Raw genomic sequence first — 26829 nt, 5'->3', positions numbered from 1 at the left:
TTCCCGGCCGCTCCCGCCCCGGATACGGCAGCGGCCGGGCCCCTGGCTCGAGGGGACCGGCCGCTGGGGGTTCCGGCGGCGGTATCGCCGCGCTTCCTAGTGGAAGAAGTGTCGCGCCCCGGTGAAGTACATGGTGATCCCCGCGGCGTTGGCCGCGGCGACGACTTCCTCGTCTCGAATCGACCCACCGGGGTGCACCACTGCCTTGACCCCGGCATCGAGCAGGATCTGCAGCCCATCGGCGAAGGGGAAGAAGGCGTCGGAGGCGGCGACCGCCCCGCGGGCCCGCTCGGGTGAGGGGGCTCCTGCTGCCACTCCCGACGCGCCGCCGGCGGCATCGACGTCGGATTCGACGGCCACCCCCAGCGTGTTGGCGCGTTCGACAGCCAGTTTGCAGGAGTCCACCCGGTTGACCTGGCCCATGCCGACCCCGACGGTGGCCCCGCCGCTGGCGAGCAGGATGGCATTGGACTTGGCGGCACGAATGGCCCGCCAGGCGAAGTTCAGATCCGCCAGCGTGGCCTCATCGGCGGCACTGCCGGCGGCCAGCGTCCAGTTCGCCGGGTCGTCGCCGGCGGCATCGATCCGGTCCGAAGCCTGCAGGAGCATGCCACCGGAAATCTGCTTGTACTCGACGCCATCGCGTTCGTAACCGGCCGGCAGCTGCAGCAGGCGGATGTTCTTCTTCGCCGTGAGGATCTCCAACGCCTCGGGCTCGAAGCCGGGGGCGATGACGACCTCGGTGAAGATGGACCTGATGGTTTGGGCCATGCCCGCCGTGACGGTCCGGTTGGCGGCGATGACTCCGCCGTAGGCGGAGACCGGGTCGCAGGCGTGGGCCTTGCGGTGCGCATCGGCGATCGGGTCCGCGGCGTGGCCCGAGGCCACGGCGACACCGCAGGGGTTGGCATGCTTGACGACTGCCACGGCCGGCTCGGCGAAGTCGAAGGCCGCACGCAGGGCGGCGTCGGCGTCGGTGAAGTTGTTGTAGCTCATGGCCTTGCCATGCAGCTGGTCGGCCTGGGCGATGCCGGCGGGGGCTGCCGTATCGACATAGAGTGCGGCGGCCTGGTGCGGGTTCTCCCCGTAGCGCAGGCCCTCCGAGCGTTCGAGCGCGAGCCCGGCGTAGGGAGGGAACTTGGCGGGGGCTTCGTCATCGCCGAACTGGGCTGCCGTCCAGCTGGCGACGGCGTTGTCGTAGGCGGCGGTATGGGCAAAGGCCAGTGAGGCCAGCCGGCGGCGGGTCTTCAGGTCGAAGCCCCCGCCCCGGGCTGCCGACACGACGTCGCCGTAGCTGGTTGGATCCACGACCACGGCCACGGAAGGGTGGTTCTTCGCGGCGGCGCGGACCATCGAGGGGCCACCGATGTCGATCTGTTCCACGACCTCGTCCTGACCGGCACCGGAGGCGACGGTGTCCACGAACGGGTAGAGGTTCGCCACGACCAGATCGAAGGGTTCGATGCCCATCTCGGTCAGCTGGTCCATGTGCTCGGGCAGGCGGCGGTCCGCCAGGATCCCGGCATGCACGCGCGGGTGCAGGGTCTTCACCCGGCCGTCGAGGCATTCCTGGAAGCCGGTGACCTCGGATACCTCCGTCACCGGCACCCCGGCGGCGGCGATCTTCTTCGCGGTCGAGCCGGTGGAGACGAGGGAAACCCCCGCCTCGTGCAGGCCACGGGCGAGGTCTTCGAGCCCCGTCTTGTCGTAGACGGAAATCAGTGCACGGCGAAGAGGAACACGGTCAAGGACGGTCTGGCTCACAAGGAACTCCCGGGAATCATCGGTTGGGGCGTTCACAACCCTACCGGCCCGCAGCCGGGCTTCAGGAGACGAGGTCGGGGAAATGACGTGAGAGCTGCTCGGGGGTCAGGCTCCTGCGCAGCAGGGCGTCGGCGTGGTCGTCATCGGCGACATAGGCGACGATCTCCGCATTGCGGCCGTGGGCCAGTTCCACGCGCAGGTCTTCGACGACGGTGAGCAGCAATTCGTAGTAGCGCCGGAGCGTTTCCTCCCAGCCGGAGGATTCGGCGACCCGGGTCAACGCCTCGCGCCACAGCACGGCGGCGGATTCGTCGAAGAGCTCCATCGAGCACCAGTGCCATTCCGGCGGGTTCCAGCGGGACGAGTAGTAGCTGGCCCCGGATTCCGCGGCTTCGCCTTCGGCTTCGAGCTGGGCCAGTTCCCCGTCGACGTCGAATCCGTCGGAATCGTCGTCGTCCGCCGAATCCTCGGCGGTGTCCTCCGCATCGTCGCCGTCGTCCTCGTGGCCGGTGTTCAGCGGGTCGGGGCCGTCGCCGTCCTCTTCGGTCTCCTCGGGTTCGTCGCCGACCCCCAGGTCCTCCTCCACGGAGTCCCCGTCGCGGTCCAACGCCTGTTCGGAGTTCAAGGCCAGCACCGGTAGTTCGATGGGCTCGGCCGGGTCGGTGGAGACCCCCGACAGTGCGATCGCATAGAACTCGTGGTCCGGGTGATTCTCGATCACGTCCCGGGCCTGTCGCAATGCCGATCGCCGGATTGCCTCTTCCAAAGCCGTCCAATCCACTCCCATGATCAGAGCCTACCCCCGTCGGGCGCGGCTGATAAGGCCTTGCTTTTTCGGCAGTCATGGCCATGGAGCCGCCGGAGGGCCCGGTTCCTAGAAGAAATCCATGATCGTGGTGACCAGCTTGTAGACGCCGAGCCAGATGAACAGCACCGCACAGATCACCAGGGCCGTGTTGGTATGCCACCGGTTGCGCCATTCGCGCGGCACCCGGTCGGTGTTCAGCAGCGGCAGCAGCGTGATGGCCAGGAACGGCATGAACATCGCCCCCAGGACACCGTAGGCCAGCACCAGGGCGATCGGTTTGCCGATCAGCAGCAGGAGCATCGGGGGAAAGGTCAGCCAGAGCAGGTAGAAGCGGAAGTACTTGCCGTGGGCCCGGGAATCGGGGTGGTCGGATCCCTTGCCGCGGATGTTGCCCCAGAAATCGGCGAACATCAGCGAGACGCCGTTCCAGACGCCCATGACCGAGGAGAAGGCCGCGGCGAAGAAGCCCACCAGGAACGCGGAACCGATGAAGTCCCCGTATTTGTCCTTGAGCACCTCGCTGAGGTCCAGCAAGCCCTTGTCCTTGGCATCGAGGGTCACTCCTGCGGCCGCGACGACCTCGGCACCGACGATCATCATGGAGATCACGAAGATCCCGGTGATGACGTAGGCCATGGTGTTGTCCAGCCGCATCACCCGCATCCATCCGGGCTTCACCCAGCCCTTCTCCCGCAGCCAATAGCCATAGGCGGCCAAGGTGATCGTGCCACCGACCCCGCCGGCGAGCGCGAGCGTATAGAGCACCGACCCCTCCGGCAGGCGCGGAACCAGCCCGGCGAGCATGGCCGGCACGTCGGGGACCGCGATGATGGCCAGCCCGACGATCGTGATGAACATCAGCCCGACCAACGCGGCGGTGATCTTCTCGAACACCGCATACCGGTTGAACCACACCAGCAGGAATCCGGCCAGCCCGGTGCCCAGGGCGAACACGATCTGCGGCACCGCAGGGAACAGGGCGGCCAACGGCAGCGCCGTCGAGGCCATGGCCGAGGCCCCGTAGATGAACCCCCAGATGATGATGTAGGGCCCGAAATACCAGACGGGCCACCGGCCCAATGAGCGCCACCCCTCGAAGATCGTCTGGCCCGAGGCCAGCGAGAAGCGTCCGGCTCCTTCCACCAGCACGATCTTCAGGATGACGCCGACGACCAGCGCCCACAACAGCCCGTAACCAAATTTGGAGCCGGCCACCAGGGTGGCCACCATATCGGCGGCCCCCACGCCGGTGGCGGCGACGATGAGCCCGGGACCAATGACCTTCCACTTCTTGGGCGTCTCGAGTTCGCCGTGTTTCCCGGCCGGGTCTTCTGCCATGGCGGTCCGTCCCTTCGGGCACCCCCGCGGAGCGCCTATGGTGATGTAGTTCACACCTACTGTAGGGCCTTCACCACCGTGGTGACAGACGTGTCGCCCGGCCCGGTTGCGGCCCACCGGCTAATCTGGGATCGGGCGGTCCGGCCGGGACCGGAACAGCTCCGCCTCCCACCCGACCTGCACCATCGCCAGAGGACCTGCCTGCCCATGAACGAGTACCGCACCCTGGCCTCCGGCGACGACATCGTCCAACGACTCCCCTGGCGTTGGGGCGTCCAAGGCAAGATCTTCATCATCGGTGGGCTCGGCTTCATGTTCGACGCCTGGGATGTCACCCTCAACGGCGCCCTCATCCCGTTGGTGATGCAGGAATGGGGGCTCGAGCGCACGACGGCGGCCTGGCTGGGGACCGCGAACCTGATCGGCATGGCCCTGGGCGCCTTCCTCTGGGGCACCATCGCGGACCGGATCGGCCGCCGCCAGGCCTTCACCTGGACCCTGCTGATCTTCTCCCTCTTCACGGTGGCCGGGGCCCTGTCGCCGAACTTCGTCTTCTTTGCCGCCTGCCGTTTCCTTGCCGGGCTGGGACTGGGCGGGTGCATCCCGGTGGACTATGCCCTGGTCGGGGAATTCACCCCCGCCCGGCACCGCGGCAGGGTCCTGACCGCCATGGACGGATGGTGGCCCGTCGGGGCCGCCGCCGCGTTCTTCGTCTCCGCGGTGATCCAGGCCGGCACCGGGAACTGGAGGCTGATCCTGCTGGTCATGGTCCTGCCGGCCCTGCTGGTCTTCTGGATCCGCCGTTCGGTCCCGGAGTCCCCGCTGTTCCTGGTCCGGGCGGGCCGCCGGCGTGAGGCTTCGAGGGTCATCGACGGTCTGGTCCGGCGCACCGGGGCCGCCGTGGAACCCTATACGCTGCCCTCGGCGAGCTCGGTGCCGCGGTTCTCCGCCGGGGCGTGGGTCGACCAGTTGCGACGGGTCTGGGCCTTCAACTGGCGCATCACGGCCATCGCCTGGTCGCTCTTCCTGACGGTCCTGCTCGTCTACTACCTGGCCCTGACGTGGATGCCTTCGATCCTCCTCGACGCCGGGATGGGTGAATCCGCGGCGTTGTTCAGCACCGCGGGCATGGCGGCCGTGGGATTGGCCGGCGTGGTGCTGGCCGCCCTGCTGGTGGAACGGGTCGGCCGTAAATGGCTCCTGGGCGTCACCGGCCCGTTGGCCGCCCTCGTCCTGGTCCTCGTCGCCCTCTCGCTGTCCCAGCCCGCCGTGGCCGTGGCCTGGCTGCTGGTCTTCGGGTTCATCATCCAGATCGCGATCCCCGTGCTCTACACCTACGTCTCCGAGCTCTATCCGACCGAACTCCGCGGTTCGGGATTCGGTTGGGCCTCCTCCTTCAGCCGCCTCGGGGCAGGCTTCGGGCCGCTGCTCTTCGCCTGGCTGTGGCCGGTGTTCGGGCTGGCCAATTCCTTCCTCGTCGCCGGCGCCCTGGTCCTGCTCGCGGTCGGCTGGATGGGGCTGCGTGCCCCGGAAACCCGCGGCACCCACCTGCGCTGAAGCCCGGTCCCACAGACCATTCCCACCCCCGCGGGGCGCAGCTACACTGACCGTAAGGGGGCCAGGCCCCGAGGTACGGGGCGACTCCCCGGTCGCAACGATGGAGGCAACGGATGTTGGATCCAGGTTTTTCCGGTCCGTCGGGGCAGCACACCGGCCGCTACATCGTGGTGTTCGACGACGATGACCCGGACCCGCTGGACCTGCTGGCCGCCGGCGGCATGACCCGGGTGGCCGACACCCGTGACCTGGCCTCGCTGGCCACCTCCGAGGAGCGGTCCGCCGCGGCCCGGCAGGGGCAGGGAACCTACTTCGCGGAACTGCGCATGGCCGTCGTCGCGGCGGAGGACGCCCAACTCGAGACCCTGCGGACCAGCTCGGCCGGAGCCCAGCGGGGCCTGCACTACTACCCCGAACTGATCCACCACGTCCTGGAACCGGGGCAGGCCGGCCGGCACCGCTCCGAGGCCGCCCCCGACGCCGTCTCCCGCGACGCCACCGGTTCCTCCCCGGCGGCACCGGCCGACGGTTTTGCCGATACCGCCGAATTCACCTGGGGCCTGCAGGCCACCGGAGCCGCGACCTCCGAGGCCTCGGGCGAGGGCATCAAGGTGGCCGTGCTGGATACCGGCTTCGATACGGGCCATCCGGATTTCGCCGGCCGCACCATCGTGACCGAATCCTTCGTCGACGGCGAGGACGCCCAGGACGGGCACGGGCACGGCACCCACTGCATCGGCACCTCCTGCGGCCCGCGCGCCCCCGGGACCGGCCCCGGATACGGGGTGGCCCATGCCTCGGAGATCTATGCCGGCAAGGTCCTGGACGCCTCCGGTTCCGGCGGCGACGCGGGGATCCTGGCCGGGATCGACTGGGCCATCACCCAGGGCTGCGCCGTCATCTCGATGTCGCTGGGCGCCGATGTCGCCGAGGTCCACCCGCCCTATGTGGCGGCCGGGAAGCGGGCCCTGGCCCGTGGCACGCTCATCATCGCGGCGGCCGGCAATAATGCCGAACGCTCCGCGGGGAACCCCGGATTCGTCGGGACCCCGGCGAACAGCCCCTACATCATGGCCGTGGGGGCGGTCGATCAGCAGCTGGCCATCGCCGATTTCTCCGCCCGCTCCGGGGCGACCGAGGGCGGGCAGGTCGATGTGGCGGGTCCCGGCGTCGAGGTCTATTCCTCCTGGCCCATGCCCCAGCGCTACAACACGATCAGCGGCACCAGCATGGCCACCCCGCATGCCGCCGGGGTCGCCGCCGTCCTGGCCGCGTCCACCGGCCTGCGCGGCCGGGAGCTCTGGGCCGAACTGGTGCAGGGCTGCGAACGTCTGGACGCCGCCTCCGCCGATGTCGGCGCCGGACTGGTCAGGGCCCCGCAACCGGCGGCCCCCGGGGGCGACGGCGACGAAGGCGACGAGGCCGCCCCGGCACCACCGGAGGCTCCCTCCCCATGAGCCAACGGGTCACGGTCACCCTGACGGAGCCCTACGCCGGCCGGTCGGCCGAGGTCGCCGGGCAACTGGCCACCGCGGGGATGATCGTCGAGCGGGTCCTGCCGGCCTTGTCGATGATCACCGGCACCATCGCCGCGGAGCGGATGGCCGGACTCGAAGCGATCGGCGGCGTCGCCTCCGTCACCGCCGAACTGATCCACCGGCTACCCGACCCGGACTCCGGGATCCAGTAGCCGGCCGACACGTGGTCCCGCCACCGGGGAAGGTGGCGGGGCCGCTCCTCCCCCGGGCCTGGGCCCGGGACGGTCCTAGACGGTGTGCCGGTCGGCCAAGGAGGCCAGCGTCTCGATGAGCAGGGTCCGTTCGGCGATCTTGATGCGCCCGTGCAGGGTGTCCTCGGTGTCGTCCTCGTGGACCTCCACGGCGCGCTGGGCCAGGATGGGGCCGGTATCGACCCCGGCATCGGCGATATGCACCGTGCATCCGGTGACCTTCACCCCGTAGGCCAGGGCGTCGCGGACCCCGTGGGCGCCGGGGAAGGCCGGCAGCAGGGCCGGGTGGGTGTTGAGGTAGGTCCCGTCGAAGGCGGTGATGAATTCCTCGCCGACGATGCGCATGAACCCCGAGGAGACCACGTAGTCCGGGGCGTGGGACCGGCAGATGCGCGTGAGTTCGTGGTTCCAGGCCGCGCGGTCGGTGTATTCCTTGAACGGCACCTCGAAGGTCTCGATCCCTGCGGCCGCGGCCCGCGCCACTCCTCCGGTCCCGGTGCGGTCCGCGCCGACCGCGGCGATCTCCAGGTCCAGCTCCCCGCTCGCGACGGCATCGATGACTGCCTGGAGGTTGGAACCGGTCCCGGATACGAGGATCACAATGCGCATGGCACCAGTTTAGGTGCTCCGGCGGTCCGGACTAGGCTGAGGGCATGCCCGAACCAGAACAGGACGTCGCCCAGCGTATTGCCGCCGTGAGCGGATGGATCCGAGCCGTCGTCCTCTTCGTCTTGTTGTCCTATCTGCTCTCCTCGGTGGTCCTGCCCTGGAAGATCGCCTCGGTGGTCTTCGGGCTGGCAGGGATCGTGGCCGGGGTCGTCGCCTCGGTGAAGGTCTTCCGGCGCAAGCTGCCCGGCGTCCTGCGGATCACGTTGCCGCTGGCCACCCTGGCGTGCCTGCTCTTCACCGTCTCCACTTCCACCCAGGTGCTCTTCTACCAGCCGACCCTGGATTACGAACAGTGCATGGCCACCACCGTCACCGACCGGTCCCAGGCCCAATGCAAACACGACTACGACCAGAAGCTCTCCACCCTCCAAGGAGTGATCGGATCATGACCAGCCCCTCCGACCCGGCACCGCATGAGGACATCCAGCCGGTCCCCGACGCCAAGGACTGGACCTGGACCATCGAGCGGGCCTGTCCCGAATGCGGCACCGACGTCTCGGCGCTGAGCCCCCAGGACATCGCCATCGCGTTGCGCACCTGTCTGCCCCGCTGGGCGGCGGTCCTGCAGCGGGAGGATGTCGCCGTGCGTCCGGAACCGGCGGTCTGGAGCCCGCTGGAGTACGCGGCGCATGTGCGAGACGTGTTCAAGGTGATGCACTACCGGCTGGATCTGATGCATATGGAGGACTCCCCGACGTTCCCCGACTGGGACCAGGATGCCACCGCGCTGGAGGATGGTTACGCCGACCAGCCCCCCCGGGTCATCGCCACCCAGCTCGCAGCCGCCGGACGGGGGCTGGCCGATGCCTTCGATTCGGTCCTCAACCGCGATCTGGACCGTCCCGGGCTCCGCGGCAACGGGGCGGCCTTCACGGTCGAGACCCTGGCCCGGTACACCTGGCATGACATCGCCCACCATCTGCACGATGTGAACGGCCGGGACCCGGCGGTCTAGTCCTCCAGCACCGGATCGCGTTCGAGCAGCGGGGCCAACAGGTAGCCGATGACGACCCCCAGGCCCACCTCCCCGGCCAGCAGCAGGGCGGTCATCCAGAGGTTGGGGCCCACGTCGGTCAAACGCCCGATGCCCAGCGATCCGCCGGCCAGCCAGCTGCCGGCCAGGGAGACCACACCGGTCACGATGCCGATGAACAGCCCCAGCAGCACGGTGGACAGGGCCAGCGACAGCCACCGGGTGTTCAGCCGCATCGAGAGCCAGTCCTCGAAGTGGTTCTCCCCTTCACGCAGGAACCACCAGCCGGCCAGGATCCCGGCCAGGACCGGCAACAGCATGAAGGCCCAGGCCGCTCCGAGGTCCCCGGCTGGCAAGGCCCCCAGGAACGGCACCGCGGGCAACGGTCCGACGGCGGTGCCCAAGGGGCCCATCGTGCTGCCGACCCCCAGGGTGATCCCGCCACCGCTGATCCAGGCCAGGGCCCACAACGCCAGGTTGGGCATCATGCCCAGCTGGGCGACGGTCAGCACCGACCCGCCGACTGGCCCTGGCTGGAGCTGTTGGTAGATGTTGGAGATGTCGAGCCAGTTCAGGCCTAGGGCGGCGGTCAATGCCAGCGCGGCCAGCGCGAAGGCCGCGACGTACCCGAGCAGTCCGGCCCGGATGACGGACCAGAGGTAGGAACCGGTCCAGCGCGAATGCTGGCTGGTGGCGGCGATCCACTCCACGAAGTCCACGCCGATGAGCCGGCCCCAGGACCCGGCCTCGCGCCGCGCCCCGATCACGACTCCGAGCCCAGCGGGGATCAACGGGATCAGCGCGGCGGCGCCCAGATTGACTCCGACCTCCTCGGTGGGGACGGCGAAGCCGGTGATCAGTCCCACCAGCAGGTAGGCGCCCAGGGCCCCGGCGATGCCTTGCCACAGCTGGTCGGTATAGGAAGCCCGGGCAATGCGTCGGCCCGACCGCCAGGCCAGGAAGAACGGGATGAGCGTCAAACCCAACGGGATGAGCGTGAGCATCCCGGTCGTGACGACCGGTGAGTCCTCCCCGGTCAGGGTCAGTTGCAACGGCACCCCGTGGATCAGCAGCCAGACCTGCCCGCACATCCTGAACACGGAGTCCAGCGTCCGTTCGGCGAATCCTCCGGCGAACCAGACACCCACCAACGGCACGACCACCAGCAGGGCCGAGAGGAAGGCACACTGGATGAACTCCAGGGCTCCTTGGAGCCACAGCGGCATCGGCAGGCCCTCGCTGAAGGACTCCCGCCAGGAGGCCATGGCTCCACGCCCCCGTGCCGTCTTCGGTTCCCGCGCCTTCTCCGGGCCGGCCCCGGACTGCTGGTCTTTTTTCATCGTCTCAATCGTGCCACTTGCCGTCCCCGATCCGGGCGAGCGACGCGACCCGGGCCGCAGAGTACGACGCCGAAGGGCGCCGGAGGCGGTATCAGTAGCTGTCGGGGGTGGCGCCCTTCGCGGCGGGAACGAACTTCCCGGCCAGCGCCTCGGTCCCGCGGGCCAGGACCGCGACATCGGCGCCGACGCCGACGAAATCGGCTCCGGTGTCCATGTAGCGCAACGCCGCCGCCTCCCCGAAGGCATTGACACCGACGAACTTGCCGGCTGCCTTCACCGCGGCGATCGTGGCATCGACGGCGGAGACGACCCGGCGGTGGCCTTGCTGGCCGATCAGTCCCATGGAGGCCGCCAGATCCGAGGGGCCGATGAAGATCCCGTCGACCCCGTCGACCTCCGCGATCCGGGCGGCGTTGTCCACGGCTTCGGCAGATTCGACCTGGACGATCAGCGTGATCGTGTCCGAGGCCCGTTCCAGATAGTCGGGGACCCGGTTCCACCGCGCCGAACGGGCCAGCGCGGATCCCACCCCGCGGACGCCGTGGGGCGGATATCTGACGGCGGCCACGGCGGCCTGGGCGTCCTCGACGGTATGGACCATCGGGATGATGAGCGTCTGGGCGCCGACATCGAGGTACTGCTTGATCAACACCGTGTCGTTCACCGCAGGACGGACCACCGGGATCACGGGGTAGGAGCGCACGGCCTGGAGCTGGGCCAGGACGGTCTCGGGGGAATTGGGGGAATGCTCGGCGTCGATGAAGACCCAATCGAACCCGGCCCCGGCACAGATCTCGGCCACCAGCGGGGAGGCCGAACAGATCCAGATCCCGGCCAGCGGACGGTCGGCCGTGGCCAGGACGTCCTTGAAGGACGGATCGGGTTCTACGCGAAATGACATGTAATCGTTCCCAGCTCTCCATAGTCGGCGAAGACGGTGTCGCCCTCATTGACCCACATCGGTCGGGTGAAGGATCCGGCGAGGATGATTTCACCCGCCTTGAGACCGTCACCATGCGGGGCGATCTTATTGGCCAGCCAATGCACCCCGGACGCCGGGTGGTTCAGGACCCCGGCGGCGACGCCAGTCTCCTCCACCACGTGGTTCTTGTACAGGATCGCCGAGACCCAGCGCAGGTCCACGGCGTCGGGGGCCACGGGGAGTCCGCCCAGGACCATGGCCCCCATGGCCGCGTTGTCACTGATGGTGTCCACGATGGTCCGCCCCTCCATCTCCACGCGGGAGTCAAGGATCTCCAGGGCGGGGGTGACGTATTCGGTGGCGCGCAGCACGTCGAAGATCGTCGCCCCGGGGCCGGTGATGTCGTCCTTGAGGACGAAGGCCAGTTCCACCTCCACCCGCGGATGGGTGTATTGCTTCCATTCGATGCTTGAGGCGTTCTCCAGCACCATGTCATCAAAGATGATCCCGTAGTCCGGTTCGGTGATCCCGGTGGCGGCCTGCATGGCCCGGGAGGTGAGCCCGATCTTGCGGCCCGCCAGGCGCCGGCCGGCGGCCTCGTTGCGTTGGCGCCACAGGTTCTGCACCCGGTAGGAATCCTCGATGGTCATCTCCGGATACCGGGAGGTCAGTCGCTTCACCGGGGTCCGGCTGCGGCCGGCCTCCACCAGTTCGTCGGCGATGGAGGTGATGGTCTCGTCGTCAAGCATGTCGGAAAGTACCTTCCTGATCCTGTCGGGCGGCGGTCGGCGGGCTGCGGGGCGGCCGCGCGCACGGGGTGCCGTCCACCCACGTCCTGCTGACATCGTATACGATCACGCCGGTGACGGAGGTCATACCCCGACTTCGAACCCGCCGGAAAATCCTGCATCCCCACCATGGCGGGGACCCATCGTCGGAACCTCGATTTCCGAGCGTTTTTGCGGGCCCCACAGCTAGACGTATCCGTTGCACGGCGTTAACGTGGAAGACATCGTGCACGGCCTTGAGGTCGTCGGCCGGCACGACGGCTCCACGGAGCCGCCATCTGAGCAATACCGATGAGAGGAATGCGCAATGGGTTTGGGAGACAAGATGTCGAATAAGACCGAAGAACTCTCGGGCAAGGCCAAGGAAGCATTCGGCAAGGCCACGGACGACGAAGGCATGCAGGCGGAGGGCGTGGGCGATCAGGCCAGCGCCGGAGCCAAGCAGGCCGGCGAGCATGTCAAGGACGCCGCGAAGGACGTCAAGGACGGCCTGACCGGCGAATAATTCAAAGCACGACGGCGGCGCTGGATTGGCTCGCGGCATCTTCCCTTGAGGGGGCCATGGAACGTGGGCGTGCCTGGCGTTAGCGGTTGAATGGACGTGAGGGGCGGACCGATTGGTCCGCCCCTCACGTGTGCGTCCGGGGTGGTTAGGCTTCCGGTCGGATCTCGGCCAGCAGTTGTTCGAAGGGCAGTGATTCCATCGGGTCCTGCCGGGCCGCCGACAGGCCATGCCGACCACCCAGGGCCCGGGCCAGCTCGGCACCGGCCCGGTCGGACCGCTCGGCCAGGGCTCCCGACCCACTCCCGTCCGACCAGTCCCCGGGGGCCGCGAAGACCGCGGTGGGCATGGTGTTGGCCCTCAGGTAGCCGAAGATCGGGCGCATCACGTAGTCGATCACCATCGAATGCCGTGAGGATCCACCGGTGGCGGCCAACAGGACGGGCTTGTCGTCCAACAGGGTGGGATCCAAAACGTCGAGGAAGGATTTGAACAACCCGCTGACCGAGGCGGTGAACACCGGGCTGACGGCGACCACGGCGTTGGCCGACCCGACGGCCTCGATCGCTTCCTCCAGCTGCGGGGACACCCATCCGGCGACCATGGCCTTGGCGATGTCCACTCCCAGCTCACGCAGTTCGATGACCTGGACTTCCGCGCTGATTCCGTCGGCGGCCAGAGCGGAGACCGTCGATCTGGCCAGTTGGTCCCCCAGCATACGTGAGGACGACGGCACCCCCAGTCCCCCGGAAACAACGACGATCGATGCGCCCATGACGGCCTCCTGCCACTCACCTTGGTTCATTGCCTGCGCAGATGGAACCACGTTCGTGGCAGGAGTATTCCCTTCAGGGCACCCCGCCGCTAGTCAGCCGGGTGGTGTTCGCGGGAGTCTCCGGTGCTGGTCCCCGGCCGCGGCGGGAAGCTCAGACTCAGTCGTTTCACGATGCCGTAGGCCAGCATGTACATGCCGATCAGCAGGCCGAATCCGAGCGAACCACCGGTATCGGCGTTGCCCAGGACCGCTGCGTTCAGTAGCGCGCAGATCATCAGGACCAGTAATCCGCCGGTGGCCATCGCGCTGCCCCTGATGCGGAAATCGGCGGTGGCGGCCCGTGGTGGGCGGCCTCCGGTTGGAACCGTATGTGTGAACCCCATGACCCTCTCCTTCGAAAGCCGATTCGGCCCCGGACGAGCCGAATGGGTACTTCCACGGTAGGCCGGAAACCCGTACTCCACAAGGGAGGCCCCGGTGGCGGGCCCGGAAACGGCGCCTTCCACCGGGGCCCGACCCCCGGGGCGGCTCAGCCGGCCTCGGCGGCTTCGCGGGTGGCCCGTTCGATTTCCTCCGCCCGTTCCTGGTTGGCCTCCTCGGTCAACGCGGCCCCGGCGTCCGCGTCCCGGGTCAGGTTCTCCCCCGTGGCCGGATCAAAGATGTGCAGCCGGCGGGTGTCGAGCCAGAGTTCGCAGACCCGCCCCCCGCGGATCCGGCTGGCGGCGTCGAGGGTGACCACCACCTGCGGGCGCAGTTCGTCGGCATCCAGGTCGCGGGCCAGGGAGTCCAGCATGTCCTTGACCTCGGGGGAAGGGTCGAAGTCGATGTAGCCGTATTGTTCGTTGCCCAACCACTCCGTGTGGGTCAGTTCGGCACTGAAGGCATTGCCGTGGACCAATTTGGATTCCTCCACCAGGGAGGCATCCTCGAAGTACTCGGGCCGGATGCCCAGCAGCACGATCTCCTTCCCGGCCGCCGTGGCCGCCGTCTCCGCCGGGACCTCGAAGTCGCCGATGGGGGTCTTGAGGATGTTGCCCTCGGCCGTGGCGGGCAAAAAGTTCATCGACGGGCTGCCGATGAATCCGGCCACGAAGATGTTCACCGGTTGTTCGTAGAGTTCACGCGGGGAAGCGATTTGTTGCAGTTCGCCCTTCTTCAGCACCGCGACCCGGTCGCCCAGGGTCATGGCCTCGGTCTGGTCGTGGGTGACGTAGACACTGGTGGTCGCCAACCGGCGCTGCATCTGCGAGATTTCCGCCCGCATCTGCCCGCGCAGCTTGGCATCCAGGTTCGACAACGGCTCGTCGAAGAGGAAGGCGTCCGCCTGGCGTACGATCGCCCGGCCCATTGCCACGCGTTGGCGTTGCCCACCCGAGAGGTTGCCGGGTTTACGGTCGAGGTGGTCGGTCAGTTCCAGCGTCAGTGCCGCGGCCCGCACCCGCTCCTGGACGTCGTCCTCGCTGAACTTTCCCTTGGCCAGCCGCAGCGGAAAGGCGATGTTCTCGAAAACGGTCAGATGCGGGTAGAGGGCGTAGTTCTGGAAGACCATCGCCAGGTGCCGGTCGCGCGGGGCCATGTCGTTGACCCGTTTGTCGTCGATGTACAGATCCCCGCTGGTGATGTCCTCCAGCCCGACGATCATGCGCAGCAGCGTGGACTTGCCGCAGCCGGAGGGGCCGACCAGGATCACGAACTCCCCATCGGCGATATCGATGGAGATGTCGTTCACGGCCGGGAACCCGTCGTCGTATTTCTTGACGAGGTTCTTCAACGTAATCGATGCCATGGGTTGTCCTCTGCTTTCTCGGATCAGGGCCTCAGCCCTTGACTGCGCCCTGGGTCAGGCCTGAGACGATCTGCCGCTGGAAGCCCAGCACCAGGAGCACCACCGGGATGGTGACGATGATCGCGGCGGCGGAAATCGCGCCGGTCGGTGATTCGAATTGGGAGGCGCCGGTGAAGAACGCCAAGGCTGCCGGAACCGGTCGCGCCGCCTCGGTGGAGGTCAGCGAGATGCCGTAGACGAAGTCGTTCCAGGCGATGAAGAAGGCGATGATCGCCGTGGTGAAGACCCCGGGGGCCGCCAACGGGACGATCGCCTTGCGAAAGGCCTGCCAGGCGGTGGCCCCGTCCACCTGGGCTGCTTGTTCCAGTTCCCAGGGGATCTGCCGGAAGAACGCCGCCAGCGTCCAGATGGAGATCGGCAGGGTCAGCGACAGGTAGGGGATGATCAAACCGAGCCAGGTGTCGTACAGCCCGATGGTGCGCCAGACGTTGAACAGCGGGGTAACGATGGAAATGACCGGGAAGATCGAGACGGCCAGGGCGGTGGTGAGCACCAGCTTCTTGCCCGGGAAGTCCAACCGCGCAATCGCGTAGGCACACAGGGTCGCCAGCACCACGGCGATCGCCGTGGAGATCAGCGTGATCCCGATCGAGTTCCGCAGCGAGGTCAGGAACAGCCCCTGGGCGTCACCGACGAGGATCTGTTCGTAGTTGACCCCCGACCAGTTGGTCGGCAGGAGTTTGCCGTTGGACAGGTCGCTGGGTTCCTTGAAGGAGGTCGCCAGGATCGAGAACACCGGGAACAGGGCGTAGACGGCGACGACGACCGTGATACCCGCCCAGATGAGCCGGGTCTTCGTGGTGGTCTTCTTCATCACTTGCCTCCCTGGTTTCCGGCGAGGTCGACCTTGAACAACTTGATCGCCACGAAACAGATGATCAGCACACACAGGAACAGCAGGACCGAGATCGCCGAACCCAGTCCGATCTCCAGTCGCCCGATCGAGGTCCGATAGGCCAACAGCGAGAGCACTTCGGTGCCGTAGGCACCGTTGGTCATGATGTACACGTTGTCGAAGATTCTGAAGGCATCCAGCGCCCGGAAGAGCACGGCAACCATGATCGCCGCCTTCATGTTCGGCAGGATGACCCTCTGCATGCGCTGCCACCAGGTGGCCCCGTCGACTTCGGCCGCCTCGGTGAGCTCATCGGGGACCTGTGCCAGACCGGCCAGGAGCAGCAGCGAAATGAACGGCGTGGTCTTCCAGATCTCCGAGGCCATGATCACGAACAACGACGTCCAGGTCCCGGCGAACCAGTTGGTGTCCTCGCTGATTCCCGGCAGCCAGTCGAACCAGTGGTTGATGAAGCCCGAGTTGATGTCGAAGGCGTAGAACCAGGCGAAGGCCGACACGACGGTGATGATGCCGTAGGGAACCAGGATGGCGGTGCGAACGAAGCCGCGAACCGATTTCAGCGCCTTATGCATCACCAGCGCCAGGGCGAAGCCCAGGATCAGCTCCACCACGACGGTGATGACGGTGATCAGCGAGGTGACGCCCAGGTCCCTCAAGAACACCGGGTCGGTGAGGATGACCCCGTAGTTCTGCAGCCCGATGAAGCTCTTGTCCCCCGGGGCCGTGAGCCGGAAATTGAACAGCGAATCCCAGACGGCCTGGAGGATCGGATACAGCGTGACCATGAGCATGACCACGAAGGCGGGCCCCGCCAACATCCAGCCCAGCCTGCGTTCGGCCTTCCGCCGTTCGGAGAGCCCGACGCCGGCGTCGGCCCGCCGCCGCCCGCTTGGTTTCGTGTCCACGGGGGTACTCATCGCGATTCCTCCCTCCTACGGGTGGGCCCGTCGGTGCATCTGCGCCTCATAGCAGCCTCTCCCCTCGCAGCACGGCGATGATGAAGTCGGTGGTCTTCTTCGGCGTCGTGGCCGGATCGACCCCGGATGGTGGCGCCCAATGCTGCTGGATGCCGGTGGAGACCTCGTTGTAGTACGGGGTCTGCGGCCGTGGGGCCGAATGCTTCAACGATTCCCTGATGGTCGGCGCCATGGGGAACGCCTTCTTGATCGACGGATCGTCATAGGCGGTTGAATCCGAGGGCGGGTTGCCGTTGGTGACGAAGTATTCGACCTGGTTCTTCGGTTCCACGATGCATTCGATCGCCTCGTAGGCGAGGTCCACGTGGGGGCTGGCCGCCCCGACCCCGAGGTTGATGCCACCCAGCGGCGGACGGGATTCCTCATCGGCCATCGTCCGCGGATATTGCGCCCAGCCGATGTCCTCCACGAGCGATTTGTCCAGGTTGCCGGCTTTGACGCTGGCGTTGGTGGCCGGCCAGACGAACGGCCAGTTGACCATGAAGGAGCCCTTCTTGCCTTGGAAGAGCAGCATCGACTCGTTCTCCGCCTGGGTCGGAAGGCCAGGCGACCCCAGCCCTTCCTTGCCGATGGTCGAGACGATCTCGGCGGCCTTCTTCCCGGCCTTCGTCTCCAGTCCGAGCTTGACGTCGTCGGCCGACGCCTCGGGGTTCTGCACGATGTGTCCGCCGCTGGATTCGACGAGCGCATTGACCCAGACGGTCATCGACTCGGCCAGCGCCCCCTGGACCCCGAGATATTTCTTCTCGTCCCGGGTGGCCTCGATCAGCTCGTCCCAGGTCACCGGCTTCGTCATGTCCAGCCCGGCGGCCTTCGCCACGGATTTGCGGTACCAGAGGATCTGGGTATTGGCCCAGAACGGGACGGTGACCAGTTCGTCCTTCCATTTCGCTCCGGCCAAGGCACCATCGAGGGTGTTCTTCGTGGTCTTGTCTGCTGTTTCTTGCGGGACCGGGGCCAGGAAGCCGGGCTCGGCGAGTTCGGGGATGAACGGCGGGTCCAGGCTCATGATGTCCAGCGAGGTATCCCCCGCCGCCAGACGACGGGCCAGTTGTTCACGCTGGGCCGCTGCGTCGGAGGGGAGCAGTGAGGTTTCGATCCGGTATTTGCCGTCGGCGGCTGCGGTGCAGGTCTTGGCGATCGCCGCCTGGCCGCCGTCGTCCGGGTTGATGTACCAGGTGAGCACCGGGGTCGAGTCCGGCGCCCCACAGCCGGACAGCAGCAAGGCCGAGGCAACGGCGGTGACCCCGGCCCACCGGACACGGCGCCGGCGGCGACCGTGTTTCGCATGTTCTGGCATCAGTACGAGCCTCCCCGTCAACGTCCGAAGGACCCGAACAAAACCGGTCTGACCGGGTCGTTCACCCGACCTTATGCCCTGGTGGTGATTTGCGCCACACCCGCAGGTCGGAGGTTCGGGCCACGGGTCGCAGGCACCGGTCAGACGTGGTCGTCCTGAGTGGCTTCCGGACCGGGACGGCCCTGATGTTCGCAGGAGTCGTAGTCCACCGCGTCCTGCGGGATTTCGCCGAGGGTCCTGATGGTTTCGCCGTGGGGGCGCGGCAGGTCCACCAGCTTCGCTCGAGGACGCCGGGGCGGATTATCGGTGGGCTCAGGAATCGCGCAGCGCCTTGATCAGTTCGTCCTTCGTCAAATCCGAGTAGCCGGTGAGGCCGATCTCGCGGGCCCGTTGGGTGAGCTCCTCGACGGTCCAGTCGTCATAGCTGCCCGATTCACCGCCCCGCTCACCGACCTCGGATCGGCTGTCTCGTGCGGCAGCGTTGGCGATACGCGCCGATTTCTGCTTCGAATTGCCCTCGTCACGCAGGGCCTGGTACATCTGCTCGTCCTTGATGGGTGAGGTGTCCTCTGCCATGGCTGCCCGTCCTCCTTCAGGTGGTCCGTATCCCCCAGACTACGGATCCACCGGGGCCGGTCAATGCCCAGGCCGCCGCCGGTCAGCCGACGGTGAACTGCACCCGCTGCCAGCCGCTGGCTCCGTTGGGGACCGGATCGGCGCGTTCCTCGGTCTGGACGGTGCCGTCGGCGTCGATGGCCCGCACGGTGGCCGAGTGGGTGCCTTCCTTGGCGCCCTTCCACTCGTAGGACCATTGGCGCCAGGTATCGACGGAGGCTTCGGTGGCCATCTCGACCTTCTGCCAGTCCCCGTCATCGATCTTGATTTCCACGCCCTTGATGCCTCGTGTCTGCGCCCATGCGGTCCCGCCGATCATGACGGTGCCGGCGCTGACCGTCGAGAACGGCCGGGGCACATCCACCCGCGAGGCGAGTTTGATGGGCCCGCGCTCGGACCAGCCGCGGGTGGTCCAATACGCGGCCTTATCGGCGAACCGGGTGACCTCCAGATCAACGACCCATTTGGTGGCCGAAACGTATCCGTACAGCCCCGGCACGACCATCCGCACCGGATAGCCGTGTTCGAGCGGAAGTGGCTCATCGTTCATTCCCACGGCCAGCAGCGCCTGACGATCATCGGTGAGTACTTCCAGCGGAGTCGACGCGCTGAATCCGTCGATGCTGGTGGACAGCACCATATCGGCCCCCTGCTGTGGGCGGGCCCGTTCCAACAGCTTGCGCAACGGGTAGCCCAACCATTTTGCGTTGCCGACCAGGTCACCGCCGACGGGGTTGGAAACGCAGGTCAGGGTCAACCAGGTCTCGTCGAGCTCCATGCCCAGCAGTTCGTCGAACCCGATGCTGAATTCCTCCTCCACCATCCCGTGCACCCGCAGCGTCCAGGTGGCGGGGTCGATGCGGGGAACCGCCAACGCGGTGTCGATCCGGTAGAAGGAATCATTCGGCGTCACGAAGGAGGGCATGCCCTTGACCTCGGCGGCGACGCCGTCGGGCAGGGCAGTGGCCTGGTGGGCCGGACGGGGCAGCCGCAGGGATTCCCGCGCGGTCGCTGCCGCATTGCGGACCCCCGACAGGGCCCGGCCTCCGGCGAGCATGGCCCCCGCGCCGACCGCCGCCACGACGGAAAAGGTCAGGAAACGACGTCGCGAGGAGGATCCGGCAGCCCGCGTCGGCTCGGCGTCGTGCTCCTCTGCCTGCCCGGCGGCCGGGAGGCCCCCGGGTTCGGCCCGGGATGCAAGCCGGCTGAGCTGGTACAGGACCACGATCCCTGCCACGGCACCCACGACGGTCGGCACGATATCCAGGATCCCGGTGGCCGGACGGCTCAGGACGGCGGCGGCCATGCCGACGGCCAGGACCAGGATGATCCCCTGGGCCACCGCGAACCGGCGCCGTGCCAGCAGGCCGGTGACGGCAGCGACGAGAGTGGCCACGATGCCCATGGAGATGAACAGCGCCAGTTTGTCGTTGGTGCCGAAGGTGGCGATGGCAAAGTCCTTGAGCCACGGCGGGGTGATGTCGATGAAGGCCCCGCCCAGGGCCACCAGGGGCGAGGAGGAGGTGGAGAAGAAGGCGGCGACGAGTTCGGCCACCCCGAAGAGCAAGCCGGCGGACACCAGTCCGGCGACGGCGTGGGGCCAGCGCCGCAGCACCGTGCGGGCCCTGCCCGGGGCCGTGGTTTCCGGGCCGGGCGTTTCATGCGTTTCCATCGTGCGCCTTCCATCCTGCCTTGCGGCCCACGGCGCCCTTCCGGGCGTCGGCGGCCTGCTTCGGTGGCCAGGGTCGGGATTTCAGACCCATGGACACAGGAGATTCGGAGCCCGGCCCGATCTGGATTGGATCGAGGTGCCGGGAACCTAGAGTTCCTGCAGGACGATCGGGTCGGTGGTGGGCTGCGGCGATCCCCCGGCAGGTTCCACGGTGATCCCCACATGGGTCGCCGAGGAGAGTTTGCCTTCCATCAGGGCGGTATCGCTCGAACCGCCGGCGAAGTCGAGCATGCCCATGGGGGCCGCCCCGTCGTCACCGATGAGCCAGAGTTCGTAGCCCTTGTCCTGCGGGAGCGTGGGCAGCCCATCGGCGGTCAGCGCTGCCAATCCGGCCGAGGCGGAATAGGTCACCGTGACCTGGGCACCGTCGTCCAGGGACTGGCTGGCCGACTTCACGTCGTTGGAGGAGAAGATGCGCAGCATCTTCTCGTTGCTGTCATCCAGCGCGGTCATCTGGTTCTGGAGCTGGTCCTGTTGGTGGTTCTGGCTGATGACCACCCCGGTCAGTCCGCCGGAGGTCACCAACAGGGCCGCAGCCGCGACGGCCAGGTATTTGGTCCCGTTGCGGGTCCCGCTGCCGGGGGCCCGACGTCGGGCCCGGGCAGAGCCCAGATCCAGGACCCCGGGGGCTGGTGCGGAGGCGTCGGTCGGTGCCTCGGGCTCCGCGGTGGCGGGGCTTTCGGCAGCGGGGCCTTCGGAGGCGGTGCCGCGTCCGAACGTCGTGGCATCGTCACGGACGGCCGGAAGTTGGGGGGTCTGTCGGATCGCGGCCATGAGGTCTGCCTTGACCCGTGGTGGCGGGGTCACCGGCGTCGTCTGCTCGGCGAGCAGGGCGGCGGTTTCGCTGAGCGAGCGGACCTCGCGCAGGGTTTCCTCGGAGTCCAGGGCGGCGTCCTCGAAGGATTCGCGTTCGCCCGGTTCCAAGGCATTGAGTGCATAGGCACCAGTGAGTAGGTGCAGTTGCCGATCCATCACGCTACTCCCAACTGGTCTCTGAGTTTGATCATTCCATCACGGATCCGTGTTTTCACGGTTCCCACGGGGGCTTCGATCAATCCGGCGACTTCCTGATGGGTATAGCCCCCGAAGTAGGCCAACTCGATGACTTGGCGTTGCGCGGCGGAGAGGCATTTCAACGCCTGCTGCACCCGCTCGCCTTCCATCCGGGCCTCGACGGTGTCCTGGACGTCGTCGTAGCTTTCCTCGAACCCCTTGACCCCCTCGCGAAGGTCCCGGTCCTTGCTGCTTTGGCTGGCCCGGACGCGGTCCACGGCACGGCGGTGGGCCATGACCATGATCCACGAGGTTCCCCGGCCCCGGTCGGCGTCGTAGCGGGCTGCGTGTTGCCAGACCTCGATGAAGACCTCCTGGAGGACCTCTTCGCTTTGCGACTCATCGCGCAGTATGCGACGGATGAGACCGAAGACCCTGGCCGAGAGCTCGTCATATAATGCTCCGAATGCTGCTTCGTCGCCCTGGGCGATCCTGCCGAGGAGTTCCTCATGGTCCGGGGGTGCGGGTTCCTCCGCCGTCCGGGCCCATGGCAATCTCATGTCTGACAGTCTCGCATGACTCCAACCTGCCTGAATACCAATGCCCTTCCCCGTTGGCCCCTGGCCCGGGGTACACCACCGGCCCCGGCGGCGGTTGCCGCCGGGATCCGTGGTGTTCCAGCTGCCTGCCTTACTTCTTGGCGGCGTCCGGCATCATGACCTCGTCGATGAGGTACACGGTGGCGTTGGCGGTCTGGACGCCACCGCAGATGACGGAGGCTCCGTTGACCTTCATGTCATCTCCGCTGCCGGTGACCTTGACCGAATCGCCTTCGACGGTCTCGTGGGTGCCATCAATTTCATCGGGGCTCATCTGGCCGGGGACCACGTGGTAGGTCAGGACCTTGCTGAGCATGTCCGAATCCTCGACGACCGCGTTCAGGTCCTTCTCCGGGATCGCGTCGAACGCGTCATCGACGGGGGCGAAGACGGTGAACTCGTCACCATTGAGGGTGTCGACCAGGTCGACATCCGGGTTCAGTTCCCCGGAGACGGCCGCGGTGAGCGTGGTGAGCAGCGGGTTGTTCGATGCTGCCACGGCCACCGGATCCTGGGCCATGCCGGCGACGGATCCGTCTCCGTCCGGGACCTGCTCGGCGTAGTCGGCGCAGCCGGGGCCGATCAGGTTGGCTGCCGGGTCCATCTCCGAGGCGGAGGAGGAGGATTCTGACATCGGAGCCGAAGAGGAGGACTCGGACATCGGCGCCGAGGATTCGGCCGATCCGGCGTCGCTGCCTCCACCGGAGCAGGCGCTCATGGCGAGCGAGCCGACTGCCATCAGGCCGAAGAGTGCGGTGTACTTGCGGTTCATGGTCTTCATGACGTGTCTCCTTGCTGTCACGACCAGCGGCCGTGCGTGCTTCCCGTTCCCCGGTGACGGGGGTGGGCTGTCATGAAGTCATTCGGAGCCCGGGGCAGGATGGATTGGAAGAAGACGAAAAGTTTTGGATTTCTTTTCCCATCGCCAACACAAAGGGGCTAATACCACGTTTATGGGTTCCTGCCTAGGGGCGGGCATGGGGAGTTCTCCCCATGGCGGGCACCCCGACGGCGTCCTAGACTAATCTTCACCGGCACCGGAGCTGTTTTCCCCCCAAAGTTGCTCCGGTGCCGGGCCTTTTAACCCCCCGGCGTCGGGCGCACTCAGCGCAACCGCCGCCGTACCTCCGAGAAGCCCCACTCATAGCTGGTGGACTCCAGATAGTCCCCGTGGGTGGCCGGCAGGAACTGGTAGGCCTGCTCCTGATACGAGGCGGCCTCGCAATCCATGGTCCCGTCCCCTCCCCGATAGCGCACCGGGAAACCCAGCGGGTCCGTGGAACGGTAGAGGTTCAGCCACCGTGGCCCCAACAGGCTTCCCAACGAACCCGGCTGCACGACGGCGGGCCCGGGATCCGGTTCCTCGGCGATCTCCCCGGCCAGCGTGGGCGGCCAGGGGTCCTGGGCGGTCGGCGACGGCCGGCCCGCCGGAACCAGCGACAGCTCATCCGCGCCGCAGACCCCCGGGAAGAAGCGGGCGAAATAGCGCCGTAATTGGCAGCCGTAGCTCAGCAGCCCGATCCGGTCCCGGTCCTCCTCCACCAGGCCACGGGAGGGCAGTTGGAACAGCGCACAGACCGCCAGGACGATACCCATTGAATGCGCGGAGACCACCAGTCCGCGTTCCTCCGGCTCGGCTGCCCCGGCCGGGTCCTGGTGGTCCTCGGCGAACCAGTCGACGATGCGGTCGGCCAGCTCGGGCACGACCCGCTCGGCGTAACAGGAGGGACCGAACGGGTGGGCCTGGGTGGGCAGGAAGCACATCAGGTCCCACAGCAGGCCCAACGGGCGGGAATCGGAGCCCCGTGACAACAGATACAGCGCCGCCACCGCGATCATCCCGGCCCATAGGCCGGCGTCCCCGAGCCCACGCACCACGCTCCACGCTCCCCCGGACGTCGTCCGGTCCTGCCCTAGGAAGAGGAACAGTGCCAGCAAACCACCGCAGATGCCGATGAACACGGCCCAGCCGATCCACCCGATGAACGTCTCCATCCGGCGCAGCAATGCCGCCTGCCGGCGGGCGTGGTGGATCTCCTCGGCGGAGTGGGTGATCATCGGTCCGGTCGTCCAATGCCCCGCTTGGCGGAGCAGGTCTTCACGGATCGCCGCGATTTCGTCGTCTCGTCGGGCACGCTCCCGCCGGTGGATGGCGGCCTGCCGCAGGGCCAACCAGATCACGGCGGCCAGCAGGAACAGCAGGAAGCCGGCGCCCTGCAGGACATAGACCAGCGGTGGTTTCGGGCCGCGCAACACCCATCCGGCACCCAGGACGACGGCGAAGGAGAGCAGGAGGGCGAATCCGGCGGCCAGGGAACCCAGGATGAAGGGGCCCCGGCCGTTCCAGCCCAGGTACTTCCGTTCGTCCTCCGAGGCGACTGCCGACGGGCCCTTTTTTTCCGATCGCGCCGCCGATTCGGCGTTGACCAGCAGGACCACCAGCGTCAGCGCCAGTGCGAGCATGACGACGACGGCCGCCGATGCTCCGGAGCGGGCTCCGCGGGCGGTCCCCGGATCCGCGATCCCTGCGGCCATCACCGCGGCCAGCAGGCCGGCGCAGACCACCAGATAGACCACATGGCGACGCGGCACGTCACCGGCGACCTGGGCCTGGGGTTTGATGATCCATCCGCAGCCGCCGACGGTCAGCAGCACGGCCAACCCGGCCGCCACCGGCCAAACGGTTCCCGCCCAGTCAGCCGCCCCGGCATCCTGCCGCCACCCGTCGGCAAGATCGAATGCCAGGATTGCCGCCAACCAGGCCAGCGCCGCCCCCGCATGCAGGCGGCGCAACCGGCCCATGCCAGAACCCACCAGCCACAGGTCGCGTTGGGCCAATAACGGGCCCCCGGGCTGCACCGCCGCCGCCTGGCCCGGCGGCACGCGCCCGGGGCGGGCGGGGCCGGTCAAATAGCGGGTACGTCCCAGCATCGGCAGCACGACGACGGCGGCCAATGCCAGCAACGGCATGCCCAGCAGCAGGGCGTCCCGGGTGCCGGGGCCCCATGCGGCCAACGGTGACAACACCAGCCGCGCCCCCGGACAGCTCAGCTCCACCCCGGCCCCGACGGCCGAGGTCGCCGTGGCAAAGCATTGCCGGCCGATCATGTCCAGGGCGACGGTGGCCGCGGTGGTGACGAACAGCAGACTGAGCAGCAGCCCGTATAGCCGCATGGTGCCGGCGCCACGCCCGGTGCTGATGGTGCGGGCGATCCACCGGTGCCCTCCGTCGGCGGCGTCCTCGGTCCGGGGTGTTTCGCCGGTGCCGATCTGGCGGCGCGACCAGTAGGCCGTGTTCGCCAGTCCGTAGGGAGCCAGCGCGAACCAGAGGAGTTTGACCAGCGCATCACCGATCCGGCCCAGGGACGGGATCCCGGTGAACCGGGACAGCCGGCCCCAGGCGTAGGCTTCCACGCGTCGGTCGGTCGGGGCGTCTACGGGGGCCGGGAAGCGATAGGTGGAAAATCCTGCGAGCTGATCCCCACGGATGGTTTTCACCCGTTGCGGCGTCGTTTCGAGCATTTCGTAGTTCGGGGTGTTCAACACCCCATGAATGCGCAATTCCAGTAGTTCGTGCGCGCTGCCTGGTTCGTCCCCGTCGGTTCCCATTTTGGCCCCTTCCGCCTCCTGCCCACGAGGCCAGTGAACCACGATCCAGCGGGTTTCGCCTTCGAAGCCTCCAGCACTCGAGGTGGCGGGGGTGCGGACAGCGGCTTCAGGAGTTGAGCAGCTCGATCCGGTTCAGGACGTCCTGAAGGGCCATGTCGAATTCCTGCTCGTTCCAGCTCTCCGCCAAGAGCGTCTGCATGCGGTGGATATTCGGGTATCCGCCGAGGTCGACGCCGTGGCTCTCCTGGGCCGCCGATTCGGGCTGTGTGCCTTCCCCCTCAAGGGAGACATGGAGCAGGAGGTTTCCCAGGAGGAAACTGCTGAAGGATTGATATGCGTCGGCGGCATCCCGATCGGAAAATCCAGAGCTGGTGAGTGCAGCCAGGAAGGATTCGATCCACGCGAGGCTGCGCAGCGGCGGCCTGATCCATGGGGCGCCCGTCGGACGGGTGGCGAGGATGGGAAAGACCTGTGGGTAGGCCACGGCCAGTTTCCTTAGCCCGTGGGCCAGCCGGACCAAATAATCCTGCCATCCCTGGCGTGGATCGACAAAGACGTCGGGATCCTCCTGGAGTTCCATCAAAATCCGCTCGACGACGCCGTCCAACAGATCCTCGCGGGATGGCACATAACGGTAGAGAGCCATGGCTTCGACACGCAGTTCCTGCCCGAGCCGGCGCATGGTGAGGCGCCGCAAACCATGTTCCTCGATGAACTCAGCCCCGGTGTCGAGGATCAATTCCCGACTCAGTGGCGCCCTGCCGCGCTCGACAGCGCTTGGAGCCGTTTCCGGTGCCACGAAACCCCCTGATATGAATCGTCGCCTGCCAGTCTACGACGCGGGATGCCGCCTCGGCCCGGCAGCTTGGCTGCCAGACCCCCCCGTGACCGCTTGGCGCACGGGTTGGGTCACCGCCCACTCCGCGGTCGTAGCAAGCCGCTCAGACCCGGTTCTTGACGCCGCGCAATACCCACATCACGGCACCAATCACGAGGATGGCTATACCGATCCACAAGAGGAACTTCGCAGCCTCCACCGCGACGCCCAGCACCAGAAGAATTACTCCGACAATGATCAATGTAAGTACGAGCCCCATAAAAAGTAGTTTACGAGATAAACCCACGGGTGTCACTGGC

General features: G+C 67.4%; 28 protein-coding genes. 6 read left to right on the top strand and 22 right to left on the bottom strand.

Annotation, left to right across the window (positions count from 1 at the left end):
* Positions 1 to 96 precede the first annotated feature (96 nt).
* The 3 genes from purH to AC3ZI9_RS04760 all read right to left on the bottom strand — a co-directional run bounded on the left by purH (position 97) and on the right by AC3ZI9_RS04760 (position 3910).
* Positions 97 to 1764, bottom strand: a complete 1668-nt coding sequence (purH, locus tag AC3ZI9_RS04770) for a bifunctional phosphoribosylaminoimidazolecarboxamide formyltransferase/IMP cyclohydrolase (RefSeq protein ID WP_489923906.1) — start codon at positions 1762 to 1764, stop codon at positions 97 to 99.
* Between the two features lie 61 nt (positions 1765 to 1825).
* Complete coding sequence (locus AC3ZI9_RS04765; RefSeq protein WP_444554306.1) at positions 1826 to 2485, bottom strand: DUF4303 domain-containing protein; 660 nt, start codon at positions 2483 to 2485, stop codon at positions 1826 to 1828.
* A 153-nt stretch (positions 2486 to 2638) separates the two neighbouring features.
* Positions 2639 to 3910, bottom strand: coding sequence for an Nramp family divalent metal transporter (locus tag AC3ZI9_RS04760; protein ID WP_444554307.1), 1272 nt, complete (start codon positions 3908 to 3910; stop codon positions 2639 to 2641).
* A gap of 207 nt (positions 3911 to 4117) precedes the next feature.
* Here AC3ZI9_RS04760 and AC3ZI9_RS04755 point away from each other — a divergent pair, with 207 nt between their 5' ends.
* The 3 genes from AC3ZI9_RS04755 (at position 4118) to AC3ZI9_RS04745 (ending at position 7157) form a co-directional block, all read left to right on the top strand.
* The gene (locus AC3ZI9_RS04755; protein WP_444554308.1) at positions 4118 to 5467 is read left to right on the top strand and encodes an MFS transporter; all 1350 of its coding nucleotides are present in this window, start codon (positions 4118 to 4120) and stop codon (positions 5465 to 5467) included.
* Between the two features lie 113 nt (positions 5468 to 5580).
* Positions 5581 to 6924 carry a S8 family serine peptidase gene (locus tag AC3ZI9_RS04750; protein WP_489923905.1) on the top strand — a complete coding sequence of 448 codons (1344 nt, stop codon included), beginning with the start codon at positions 5581 to 5583 and terminating at the stop codon, positions 6922 to 6924.
* Entirely contained in the window at positions 6921 to 7157 is a 237-nt protein-coding gene (locus AC3ZI9_RS04745) for a hypothetical protein (RefSeq protein ID WP_444554310.1), read from the top strand. Before AC3ZI9_RS04750 ends, AC3ZI9_RS04745 begins: the two co-directional genes overlap by 4 nt.
* Before the next feature lie 75 nt (positions 7158 to 7232).
* Here AC3ZI9_RS04745 and purN read toward each other — a convergent pair whose 3' ends face one another.
* Positions 7233 to 7805, bottom strand: coding sequence for a phosphoribosylglycinamide formyltransferase (gene purN / locus AC3ZI9_RS04740; RefSeq protein ID WP_444554311.1), 573 nt, complete (start codon positions 7803 to 7805; stop codon positions 7233 to 7235).
* 44 nt (positions 7806 to 7849) lie between these two features.
* On the opposite strand from purN, the gene AC3ZI9_RS04735 reads away from it, so the two are divergent.
* Positions 7850 to 8254 carry a hypothetical protein gene (locus AC3ZI9_RS04735; RefSeq protein ID WP_444554312.1) on the top strand — a complete coding sequence of 135 codons (405 nt, stop codon included), beginning with the start codon at positions 7850 to 7852 and terminating at the stop codon, positions 8252 to 8254.
* On the top strand, positions 8251 to 8820 hold the full coding sequence (locus tag AC3ZI9_RS04730; protein WP_489923904.1) for a DinB family protein: 570 nt from the start codon (positions 8251 to 8253) through the stop codon (positions 8818 to 8820). Before AC3ZI9_RS04735 ends, AC3ZI9_RS04730 begins: the two co-directional genes overlap by 4 nt.
* Here the strand turns inward: AC3ZI9_RS04730 and AC3ZI9_RS04725 are convergent.
* The 3 genes from AC3ZI9_RS04725 to hpaH form a co-directional block, all read right to left on the bottom strand.
* On the bottom strand, positions 8817 to 10103 hold the full coding sequence (locus tag AC3ZI9_RS04725) for a cell division protein PerM (RefSeq protein ID WP_444554334.1): 1287 nt from the start codon (positions 10101 to 10103) through the stop codon (positions 8817 to 8819). The two genes, AC3ZI9_RS04730 and AC3ZI9_RS04725, sit on opposite strands and share 4 nt — an antisense overlap.
* A 166-nt stretch (positions 10104 to 10269) precedes the next feature.
* Positions 10270 to 11079: an HpcH/HpaI aldolase family protein gene (locus AC3ZI9_RS04720; protein ID WP_444554314.1), complete on the bottom strand. Its 810-nt coding sequence runs from the start codon at positions 11077 to 11079 to the stop codon at positions 10270 to 10272.
* Positions 11064 to 11849, bottom strand: coding sequence for a 2-oxo-hept-4-ene-1,7-dioate hydratase (gene hpaH / locus AC3ZI9_RS04715; RefSeq protein WP_489923903.1), 786 nt, complete (start codon positions 11847 to 11849; stop codon positions 11064 to 11066). The genes AC3ZI9_RS04720 and hpaH overlap by 16 nt, the downstream gene beginning before the upstream one ends.
* A 346-nt stretch (positions 11850 to 12195) precedes the next feature.
* Here hpaH and AC3ZI9_RS04710 point away from each other — a divergent pair, with 346 nt between their 5' ends.
* On the top strand, positions 12196 to 12393 hold the full coding sequence (locus AC3ZI9_RS04710; RefSeq protein ID WP_444561312.1) for a CsbD family protein: 198 nt from the start codon (positions 12196 to 12198) through the stop codon (positions 12391 to 12393).
* A 145-nt stretch (positions 12394 to 12538) separates the two neighbouring features.
* On the opposite strand, the gene AC3ZI9_RS04705 is transcribed toward AC3ZI9_RS04710, so the two are convergent.
* The 15 genes from AC3ZI9_RS04705 to AC3ZI9_RS04635 form a co-directional block, all read right to left on the bottom strand.
* Entirely contained in the window at positions 12539 to 13165 is a 627-nt protein-coding gene (locus tag AC3ZI9_RS04705; protein WP_444554317.1) for an FMN reductase, read from the bottom strand.
* An 89-nt stretch (positions 13166 to 13254) separates the two neighbouring features.
* On the bottom strand, positions 13255 to 13548 hold the full coding sequence (locus AC3ZI9_RS04700; RefSeq protein ID WP_444554318.1) for a hypothetical protein: 294 nt from the start codon (positions 13546 to 13548) through the stop codon (positions 13255 to 13257).
* Positions 13549 to 13694: 146 nt separating this feature from the next.
* The gene (locus AC3ZI9_RS04695) at positions 13695 to 14951 is read right to left on the bottom strand and encodes an ABC transporter ATP-binding protein (RefSeq protein WP_489923902.1); all 1257 of its coding nucleotides are present in this window, start codon (positions 14949 to 14951) and stop codon (positions 13695 to 13697) included.
* 31 nt (positions 14952 to 14982) lie between these two features.
* Positions 14983 to 15825 carry a carbohydrate ABC transporter permease gene (locus tag AC3ZI9_RS04690; RefSeq protein WP_444554320.1) on the bottom strand — a complete coding sequence of 281 codons (843 nt, stop codon included), beginning with the start codon at positions 15823 to 15825 and terminating at the stop codon, positions 14983 to 14985.
* Complete coding sequence (locus AC3ZI9_RS04685; protein WP_489923901.1) at positions 15825 to 16784, bottom strand: carbohydrate ABC transporter permease; 960 nt, start codon at positions 16782 to 16784, stop codon at positions 15825 to 15827. Before AC3ZI9_RS04685 ends, AC3ZI9_RS04690 begins: the two co-directional genes overlap by 1 nt.
* Before the next feature lie 46 nt (positions 16785 to 16830).
* Complete coding sequence (locus tag AC3ZI9_RS04680; protein ID WP_489923900.1) at positions 16831 to 18144, bottom strand: extracellular solute-binding protein; 1314 nt, start codon at positions 18142 to 18144, stop codon at positions 16831 to 16833.
* 140 nt (positions 18145 to 18284) lie between these two features.
* Complete coding sequence (locus AC3ZI9_RS04675; protein ID WP_489923899.1) at positions 18285 to 18416, bottom strand: hypothetical protein; 132 nt, start codon at positions 18414 to 18416, stop codon at positions 18285 to 18287.
* A gap of 40 nt (positions 18417 to 18456) precedes the next feature.
* Positions 18457 to 18720: a DUF7218 family protein gene (locus AC3ZI9_RS04670; RefSeq protein WP_444554324.1), complete on the bottom strand. Its 264-nt coding sequence runs from the start codon at positions 18718 to 18720 to the stop codon at positions 18457 to 18459.
* 82 nt (positions 18721 to 18802) lie between these two features.
* On the bottom strand, positions 18803 to 20431 hold the full coding sequence (locus AC3ZI9_RS04665) for a molybdopterin-dependent oxidoreductase (protein ID WP_444554325.1): 1629 nt from the start codon (positions 20429 to 20431) through the stop codon (positions 18803 to 18805).
* 147 nt (positions 20432 to 20578) lie between these two features.
* On the bottom strand, positions 20579 to 21463 hold the full coding sequence (locus tag AC3ZI9_RS04660) for an anti-sigma factor (protein ID WP_489923898.1): 885 nt from the start codon (positions 21461 to 21463) through the stop codon (positions 20579 to 20581).
* Positions 21463 to 22044: an ECF RNA polymerase sigma factor SigK gene (sigK, locus tag AC3ZI9_RS04655; protein ID WP_444554327.1), complete on the bottom strand. Its 582-nt coding sequence runs from the start codon at positions 22042 to 22044 to the stop codon at positions 21463 to 21465. Before sigK ends, AC3ZI9_RS04660 begins: the two co-directional genes overlap by 1 nt.
* A gap of 130 nt (positions 22045 to 22174) precedes the next feature.
* On the bottom strand, positions 22175 to 22864 hold the full coding sequence (locus AC3ZI9_RS04650) for a fasciclin domain-containing protein (RefSeq protein WP_444554328.1): 690 nt from the start codon (positions 22862 to 22864) through the stop codon (positions 22175 to 22177).
* Between the two features lie 323 nt (positions 22865 to 23187).
* Positions 23188 to 25692 carry a hypothetical protein gene (locus AC3ZI9_RS04645; RefSeq protein WP_489923897.1) on the bottom strand — a complete coding sequence of 835 codons (2505 nt, stop codon included), beginning with the start codon at positions 25690 to 25692 and terminating at the stop codon, positions 23188 to 23190.
* Positions 25693 to 25798: 106 nt separating this feature from the next.
* The gene (locus AC3ZI9_RS04640) at positions 25799 to 26491 is read right to left on the bottom strand and encodes a TetR/AcrR family transcriptional regulator (RefSeq protein WP_444566275.1); all 693 of its coding nucleotides are present in this window, start codon (positions 26489 to 26491) and stop codon (positions 25799 to 25801) included.
* A gap of 142 nt (positions 26492 to 26633) precedes the next feature.
* Positions 26634 to 26789, bottom strand: coding sequence for a hypothetical protein (locus AC3ZI9_RS04635; RefSeq protein ID WP_489923896.1), 156 nt, complete (start codon positions 26787 to 26789; stop codon positions 26634 to 26636).
* Between the last annotated feature and the right edge of the window lie 40 nt (positions 26790 to 26829).

It is taken from the genome of Arthrobacter sp. AOP36-F1-5, from assembly GCF_058137995.1.
The sequence above is the reverse complement of the archived record's forward strand: the minus strand, read 5'-3'. Positions and strand labels throughout refer to the sequence as shown.

Excerpts from the sequence above, each read along its gene's own strand:
- AC3ZI9_RS04730 (WP_489923904.1), top strand. The coding sequence starts at position 8,251 with ATGACCAGCCCCTCCGACCCGGCACCGCATGAGGACATCCAGCCGGTC.
- AC3ZI9_RS04750 (WP_489923905.1), top strand. The coding sequence starts at position 5,581 with ATGTTGGATCCAGGTTTTTCCGGTCCGTCGGGGCAGCACACCGGCCGC.
- AC3ZI9_RS04635 (WP_489923896.1), bottom strand. The coding sequence starts at position 26,789 with ATGGGGCTCGTACTTACATTGATCATTGTCGGAGTAATTCTTCTGGTG.
- AC3ZI9_RS04645 (WP_489923897.1), bottom strand. The coding sequence starts at position 25,692 with ATGGGAACCGACGGGGACGAACCAGGCAGCGCGCACGAACTACTGGAA.
- AC3ZI9_RS04690 (WP_444554320.1), bottom strand. The coding sequence starts at position 15,825 with ATGAAGAAGACCACCACGAAGACCCGGCTCATCTGGGCGGGTATCACG.
- AC3ZI9_RS04665 (WP_444554325.1), bottom strand. The coding sequence starts at position 20,431 with ATGGAAACGCATGAAACGCCCGGCCCGGAAACCACGGCCCCGGGCAGG.
- AC3ZI9_RS04755 (WP_444554308.1), top strand. The coding sequence starts at position 4,118 with ATGAACGAGTACCGCACCCTGGCCTCCGGCGACGACATCGTCCAACGA.
- AC3ZI9_RS04680 (WP_489923900.1), bottom strand. The coding sequence starts at position 18,144 with ATGCCAGAACATGCGAAACACGGTCGCCGCCGGCGCCGTGTCCGGTGG.
- AC3ZI9_RS04700 (WP_444554318.1), bottom strand. The coding sequence starts at position 13,548 with ATGGGGTTCACACATACGGTTCCAACCGGAGGCCGCCCACCACGGGCC.
- AC3ZI9_RS04745 (WP_444554310.1), top strand. The coding sequence starts at position 6,921 with ATGAGCCAACGGGTCACGGTCACCCTGACGGAGCCCTACGCCGGCCGG.
- AC3ZI9_RS04720 (WP_444554314.1), bottom strand. The coding sequence starts at position 11,079 with ATGTCATTTCGCGTAGAACCCGATCCGTCCTTCAAGGACGTCCTGGCC.
- purN (WP_444554311.1), bottom strand. The coding sequence starts at position 7,805 with ATGCGCATTGTGATCCTCGTATCCGGGACCGGTTCCAACCTCCAGGCA.
- AC3ZI9_RS04685 (WP_489923901.1), bottom strand. The coding sequence starts at position 16,784 with ATGAGTACCCCCGTGGACACGAAACCAAGCGGGCGGCGGCGGGCCGAC.
- AC3ZI9_RS04670 (WP_444554324.1), bottom strand. The coding sequence starts at position 18,720 with ATGGCAGAGGACACCTCACCCATCAAGGACGAGCAGATGTACCAGGCC.
- AC3ZI9_RS04660 (WP_489923898.1), bottom strand. The coding sequence starts at position 21,463 with ATGGATCGGCAACTGCACCTACTCACTGGTGCCTATGCACTCAATGCC.
- AC3ZI9_RS04705 (WP_444554317.1), bottom strand. The coding sequence starts at position 13,165 with ATGGGCGCATCGATCGTCGTTGTTTCCGGGGGACTGGGGGTGCCGTCG.
- AC3ZI9_RS04735 (WP_444554312.1), top strand. The coding sequence starts at position 7,850 with ATGCCCGAACCAGAACAGGACGTCGCCCAGCGTATTGCCGCCGTGAGC.
- AC3ZI9_RS04710 (WP_444561312.1), top strand. The coding sequence starts at position 12,196 with ATGGGTTTGGGAGACAAGATGTCGAATAAGACCGAAGAACTCTCGGGC.
- hpaH (WP_489923903.1), bottom strand. The coding sequence starts at position 11,849 with ATGCTTGACGACGAGACCATCACCTCCATCGCCGACGAACTGGTGGAG.
- AC3ZI9_RS04695 (WP_489923902.1), bottom strand. The coding sequence starts at position 14,951 with ATGGCATCGATTACGTTGAAGAACCTCGTCAAGAAATACGACGACGGG.
- AC3ZI9_RS04725 (WP_444554334.1), bottom strand. The coding sequence starts at position 10,103 with ATGGCCTCCTGGCGGGAGTCCTTCAGCGAGGGCCTGCCGATGCCGCTG.
- AC3ZI9_RS04650 (WP_444554328.1), bottom strand. The coding sequence starts at position 22,864 with ATGAAGACCATGAACCGCAAGTACACCGCACTCTTCGGCCTGATGGCA.
- sigK (WP_444554327.1), bottom strand. The coding sequence starts at position 22,044 with ATGAGATTGCCATGGGCCCGGACGGCGGAGGAACCCGCACCCCCGGAC.
- AC3ZI9_RS04760 (WP_444554307.1), bottom strand. The coding sequence starts at position 3,910 with ATGGCAGAAGACCCGGCCGGGAAACACGGCGAACTCGAGACGCCCAAG.